General features: G+C 60.4%; 6 protein-coding genes. 2 read left to right on the top strand and 4 right to left on the bottom strand.

Features of this window, described 5'->3' with window-relative positions:
* On the bottom strand, nucleotides 1–993 hold a 993-nt coding region (menE, locus tag HMPREF3011_RS09105; protein WP_070841407.1), incomplete at its 3' end, for an o-succinylbenzoate--CoA ligase.
* 134 nt (nucleotides 994–1,127) lie between these two features.
* Between menE and msrA the strand changes: the two genes are divergently transcribed.
* Both msrA and HMPREF3011_RS09095 read left to right on the top strand, forming a co-directional pair.
* Nucleotides 1,128–1,784: a peptide-methionine (S)-S-oxide reductase MsrA gene (gene msrA, locus HMPREF3011_RS09100; RefSeq protein ID WP_038627581.1), complete on the top strand. Its 657-nt coding sequence runs from the start codon at nucleotides 1,128–1,130 to the stop codon at nucleotides 1,782–1,784.
* 99 nt (nucleotides 1,785–1,883) lie between these two features.
* Nucleotides 1,884–3,065 carry a YkvI family membrane protein gene (locus HMPREF3011_RS09095; protein WP_038627584.1) on the top strand — a complete coding sequence of 394 codons (1,182 nt, stop codon included), beginning with the start codon at nucleotides 1,884–1,886 and terminating at the stop codon, nucleotides 3,063–3,065.
* A 34-nt stretch (nucleotides 3,066–3,099) separates the two neighbouring features.
* Here the strand turns inward: HMPREF3011_RS09095 and HMPREF3011_RS09090 are convergent, their stop codons facing one another.
* The 3 genes from HMPREF3011_RS09090 to HMPREF3011_RS09085 all read right to left on the bottom strand — a co-directional run.
* On the bottom strand, nucleotides 3,100–3,618 hold the full coding sequence (locus HMPREF3011_RS09090; protein WP_246821491.1) for a hypothetical protein: 519 nt from the start codon (nucleotides 3,616–3,618) through the stop codon (nucleotides 3,100–3,102).
* The gene (locus HMPREF3011_RS11125) at nucleotides 3,566–4,009 is read right to left on the bottom strand and encodes a hypothetical protein (protein WP_246821489.1); all 444 of its coding nucleotides are present in this window, start codon (nucleotides 4,007–4,009) and stop codon (nucleotides 3,566–3,568) included. The genes HMPREF3011_RS09090 and HMPREF3011_RS11125 overlap by 53 nt, the downstream gene beginning before the upstream one ends.
* A 356-nt stretch (nucleotides 4,010–4,365) precedes the next feature.
* On the bottom strand, nucleotides 4,366–4,619 hold a 254-nt coding region (locus HMPREF3011_RS09085), incomplete at its 5' end, for a PEP-utilizing enzyme (RefSeq protein WP_246821487.1).

Raw genomic sequence — 4,619 nt, 5'->3', positions numbered from 1 at the left:
CGCTGCGACAATGGCGTGGCCGAGCCGTGGGTGTGGCACGCCCACCACACAAGCTCCCGTAACTCCATCGATGGCGAGCAGTTCACGCTCGAGGACTTCGGGGTGCAGTTTCAGCCCGCCGGAGTCGATGATGGTGTCCAGACGTCCCGTGATGACGAGCCGGCCATCGCGGATCTCGCCCGCATCGGAGGTGGCGAACCAACCTGGTTTATGGAAATCCTCGTGACCGGGCGCATTGCGGTAACCGTGTGCAATCATCGGCCCGCCCAGCCAGACGCGACCATTTTCGATGGCGACCTGTGCGCCCTCAATAGGCTGCCCGTCATAGACGCAGCCGCCGGCTGTCTCGGAGGAGCCATAGGTGGTCACGACGTTAATGCCGAGCTCTTCCGCACGTGCTGCCACCTGCGGGTTCAAGGCCGCGCCGCCGACGAGGATGGCGTCGAAGAGGCGCAGGGCTGCCACGCCAAAGGGTTCTTCCATGGCCTTCGCCAGCTGCATGGGAGCTAGCGAAGTGTAGGCGCGGTCGCCGGCACCGGCACCAGTGAGGGCCTCGGCACCGTCAGCGAATGCGGCTACATCAAAACCATCGGTCACATCCACACACACCGGATCCGTGCCCGCGAGCAGCGAACGGATGAGAACCTGCAGGCCAGCGATATGGTAGGCCGGCATCGCCAGCAGCCACTGTCCTTCACCACCGAGCCACTGATGTGTAGCGGTAGCAGAGGAGACCAAGTTATCCACCGTCAGCTGTGCACCCTTCGGTGTGCCGGTGGAACCGGAGGTGCCGACAACAAGTGCGATGGACTCATCAATTGGCTCACCTGCGCGTTGCGAGTTCCGCAAGATTGAGGCTCGCGTGCCGTCGTGAAGCGGAACGGGGAGCAAAGAGACCTCGCCGTCCAGCGCGGCACGGAGGTCGGGCAGGATATCGGTCGAGTCGTGGGGATTGACGGAAAGCAGGCTGAGCGTACGCACAATCCAAACCATAGCCCGTGTTGTGCCGTAGTTTCTGGTGACGAGGCGTGTGAAACGTGAGTGTGGCGGTGGTGACGGGCGGAACAATCGTCGCCGCGGACGCGTTGCGCAGAGCATAGGAAGTCATAGATAGAAAGGCATCGAAGATGGGTTGGTTTTTTGGTAGGTCGGCGGAGCTTGTGCCGGAAGGTGAGGCGCTAAAGGGCGGCTCGCACCCGGTGCTGGAGAATCCGAAGCCGCATGCGGTGCTCGGCACGCCTATTACCGGCCCATGGGAGGATGGCCAGGAGGTTGTCTACATCGGTATCGGCTGCTACTGGGGTGCTGAGAAGCTGTTTTGGGAAACCCCGGGCGTGCTCAGTACGTCGGTCGGGTTCGCCGGTGGCGTGACGCCAAATCCCACTTACCGAGAGTCCTGCACCGGTCGGACCAACCACACTGAGATTGTGGAGGTTGTCTACGACCCGGAGCAGATTAGCTTCGACCAGCTGATCGCGAAGGCCTTCGAGGCCCACGATCCCACTCAGGGCTACCGTCAGGGTAATGATGTCGGCACGCAGTACCGTTCCGCGATTTACACGACGACGCCCGAGCAGGCGCGCCGGGCGCAGGAAATCTCCGATGCGTACGCGCCGAAGCTTGCCGATGCTGGCCTGGGGCCCATTACCACGGAGATTAAGCCACTCGCGGAGACTCCGGCAGGGGAGTACTACCGAGCCGAGGACGAGCACCAGCAGTACTTGTTTAAGAATCCGAACGGCTACTGCCCGGTGCATTCAACCGGCGTGGCCTGCGGGATTTAAAGGCGAAATTTCGTAGAACGCTTAATCGCGATTAGTAAAACTCACTGAGAAAAGTAAGGTGGTTATATCAATCAGATAGTTGAATAGGAGTGAACCCTTGTGGTGAAGCAAGTACTGCGCGTTGCATTTGCTTTTGTCGGCGTAGTCGTCGGCGCGGGCTTTGCGACGGGTCAGGAAATCATGCAATACTTCGTCGCCTTTGGCATCAATGGTGTCTGGGGTGCCGTTCTCTCAGCGGTGATTATGAGCCTGATGGCGATGATCATTTTGCAGCTGGGAAGCTATTTCCAGGCCAGCGAGCACGGCGAAGTTTTCCGACGCGTATCGCATCCCATCTTTTCGCGCGTACTGGACATCGGCGTGATTATCACGCTCTTCGCCACGGGGTTCGTCATGTTCGCCGGTGCGGGTGCCAACATGGAGCAGCAGTGGGGCATCCCCGTGTGGATTGGTGCCGTGATTATGATGCTGGTGACCATCGCGGCTGGTTTCCTCGACGTCGATCGCGTGACCACCGTGATTGGTTCGATTACGCCGTTTATCGTCGGTTTTATCCTGCTGGCCAGTATTTATACGCTGGCGTTTACCGATGCCACCCCAGCCGCGGAGCAGGCAGCTGCCGTTGCGGAAGTCCCGACCACTCTGCCGAACTGGGTTGTCGCCGCGGTGAACTACGTGGGCTTTAACCTGATGGTTGCGGTCTCCATGGCGATTGTTATTGGCGGCAGCCTGTTCAACCCCCGCGCTGCAGGAGCCGGTGGCTTTGTCGGCGGTTTGGTGTACTCCGCAATGCTGCTGATTACCACCATCACGCTGTTCCACACCGTTGGTACTGTCGCAACCGATGCCGTGCCGATGCTCACCGTTATTAACCGCTTGCACCCGTGGCTGGGCCAGGCCATGGCCGTGGTAATCCTTGGCATGATCTTCAACACGGCACTTGGCATGTTCTACGCACTGGGGCGTCGCGTCACCGCAAATCACCCGGAAAAATTCAAGATTGTCTACGTTGCTCTGGTCCTGCTCGGTTTCGCCTTGAGCTTTATGGGCTTCCAGAACCTAATCGGTTGGGTCTACCCAATCCTGGGCTACATCGGTCTTTTGCTCATTACCGTCATGCTCGTTGCTTGGCTGCGCGGTCGTGAGCGTATCAGCGAAGAGACTTCCCGCCGTAAGCGCATCTTCCGCCTTGTTCGCCGTGGTCGGAAGAAGGAAGCTCGCAAGGAAATCGAAGACTCCAACCTCAGCGTCGAAGAGGTCCGTGAGGCTATCGAGGAGTAGGCGGGCTGGCGCGTGGCTGCAGTCAGCGTCGCTGTCAGCTCAGGAATCGGATGGCTTTCAGCGACGTTGCCCGCGCCCAGGCCACGAATGCCCCGGTCACAATGGCGGATGCCAGAACCATCAGCGGCCACCGCTCGGGGTAATCACGGACCACCCAGGTCCATCCCCATTCTGAGGTCCACCACAGCGGTGAGGCACTGAGGACATCACCGCCAACCATCACCGCCCAACCGCCGAGCATGACCGAGACAAAGATTGCGGCCGCCACACTTCGACGCGCAATCAATCCGGTCACGGCCACAGTCATTGCGGCCACAAGAGGCGCGATGACCGCCTGGTACGGCCAGGGGTTAATGCCGGTCTGGCCATTGGTCTCGCCGCCTGCGCCGCTGATAATCACCGCAACCACGAGCACCGGTACGAGAAACGCCATATCCAAGGCAAACAAGCGAAGCGTGATGCTCCCGCGCGAGCGCCGATACATCAGCGCTGGCCAGGCATCAGCTTGCGAGGTCCACGTCATGATGGCGACCACGGTTGCGGCCGTCGGCACGCAGACGAAACTCAGCAACCCGAGTGCATACTCCGGGGTCCACACCATACGCACGGCCGCAAGGCAGGCAAGCATCAGCTCGCTTTATGCGTTCTACGGTTTCACCCTCAGCCCGGTTTGCGGTCATCAAATGAACCTGCGCCGGGCTGTCATCAGCATCGACAGGTGGATCAATTATCAGTGCCAGCTGACCATCACCCGATGAGTGCTTGGCCATATTCGCGGCCAACTCCGTTACTGCCCGCACCAAAGTCAAACGTTTCGCGAGCGGCCAATCCGCCAGGTCCTCATAAGACTCCGGTAGGGTCACCGAAACATCGCGCCCCGGCAGACAAACAGCCGCAATCAGACGCGGATCGAAGACCCATAGCCAGGATGCGTTGGCGGCCATGTCGAAGAGGCGTCCTTATGTTCCACGCCGAGTGGCGGCTGGTAGTAAGTGGAAGGCGTCGACTTAGCCGTCGGAACAGGGCGAACTTCGTCACGATGCAGTCGTGAGATGCCAGTGCGATGGCGCCCACGTACGAGTTCCACCGATGTTGCGTCTCCTCGCGTGGGAACGGGTCGGTGAAGATGCGTGAGTGGGCCTCCTTCGCGGACTCTTCGTGAATCCGAGCCACCAATTGCCGCACCTCGGCAGTGCTGGGGACGAACTCAACAACGACGGGATTCAGCGTTGCATCGAACCATGTGGGGCTCGTTCAGCTGTCCAAAAATTCTCGCGTCGTTTAAGTCCGCCCGCTCTCGTTAGATGGTGACAGTGCCTGTGGTGCCGTTGACGGTGATGGTTTGGCCATTGGTCAGGGTGGTGGTGGCTCCAGCGGCGCCCATAACGGCGGGGATGCCGTATCCCCGGGCGACGATGGCGGCGTGCGAGAGACGCCCGCCGGTTTCAGCGATCACTCCGGCGGCAAGGCCGAACAGGGGTGTCCAGGACGGGTCGGTGTAGTGACACACGAGGATGTCGCCGGCTTGGAGCTGGTTGAAGTCGGCGGGTCCGG

The organism is Corynebacterium sp. HMSC074C04 (genome assembly GCF_001838295.1).
GTDB classification, from domain to species: domain Bacteria; phylum Actinomycetota; class Actinomycetes; order Mycobacteriales; family Mycobacteriaceae; genus Corynebacterium; species Corynebacterium amycolatum.
Note: the sequence above shows the minus strand (reverse complement) of the source record. Positions and strands in the feature narration are given on the sequence as shown.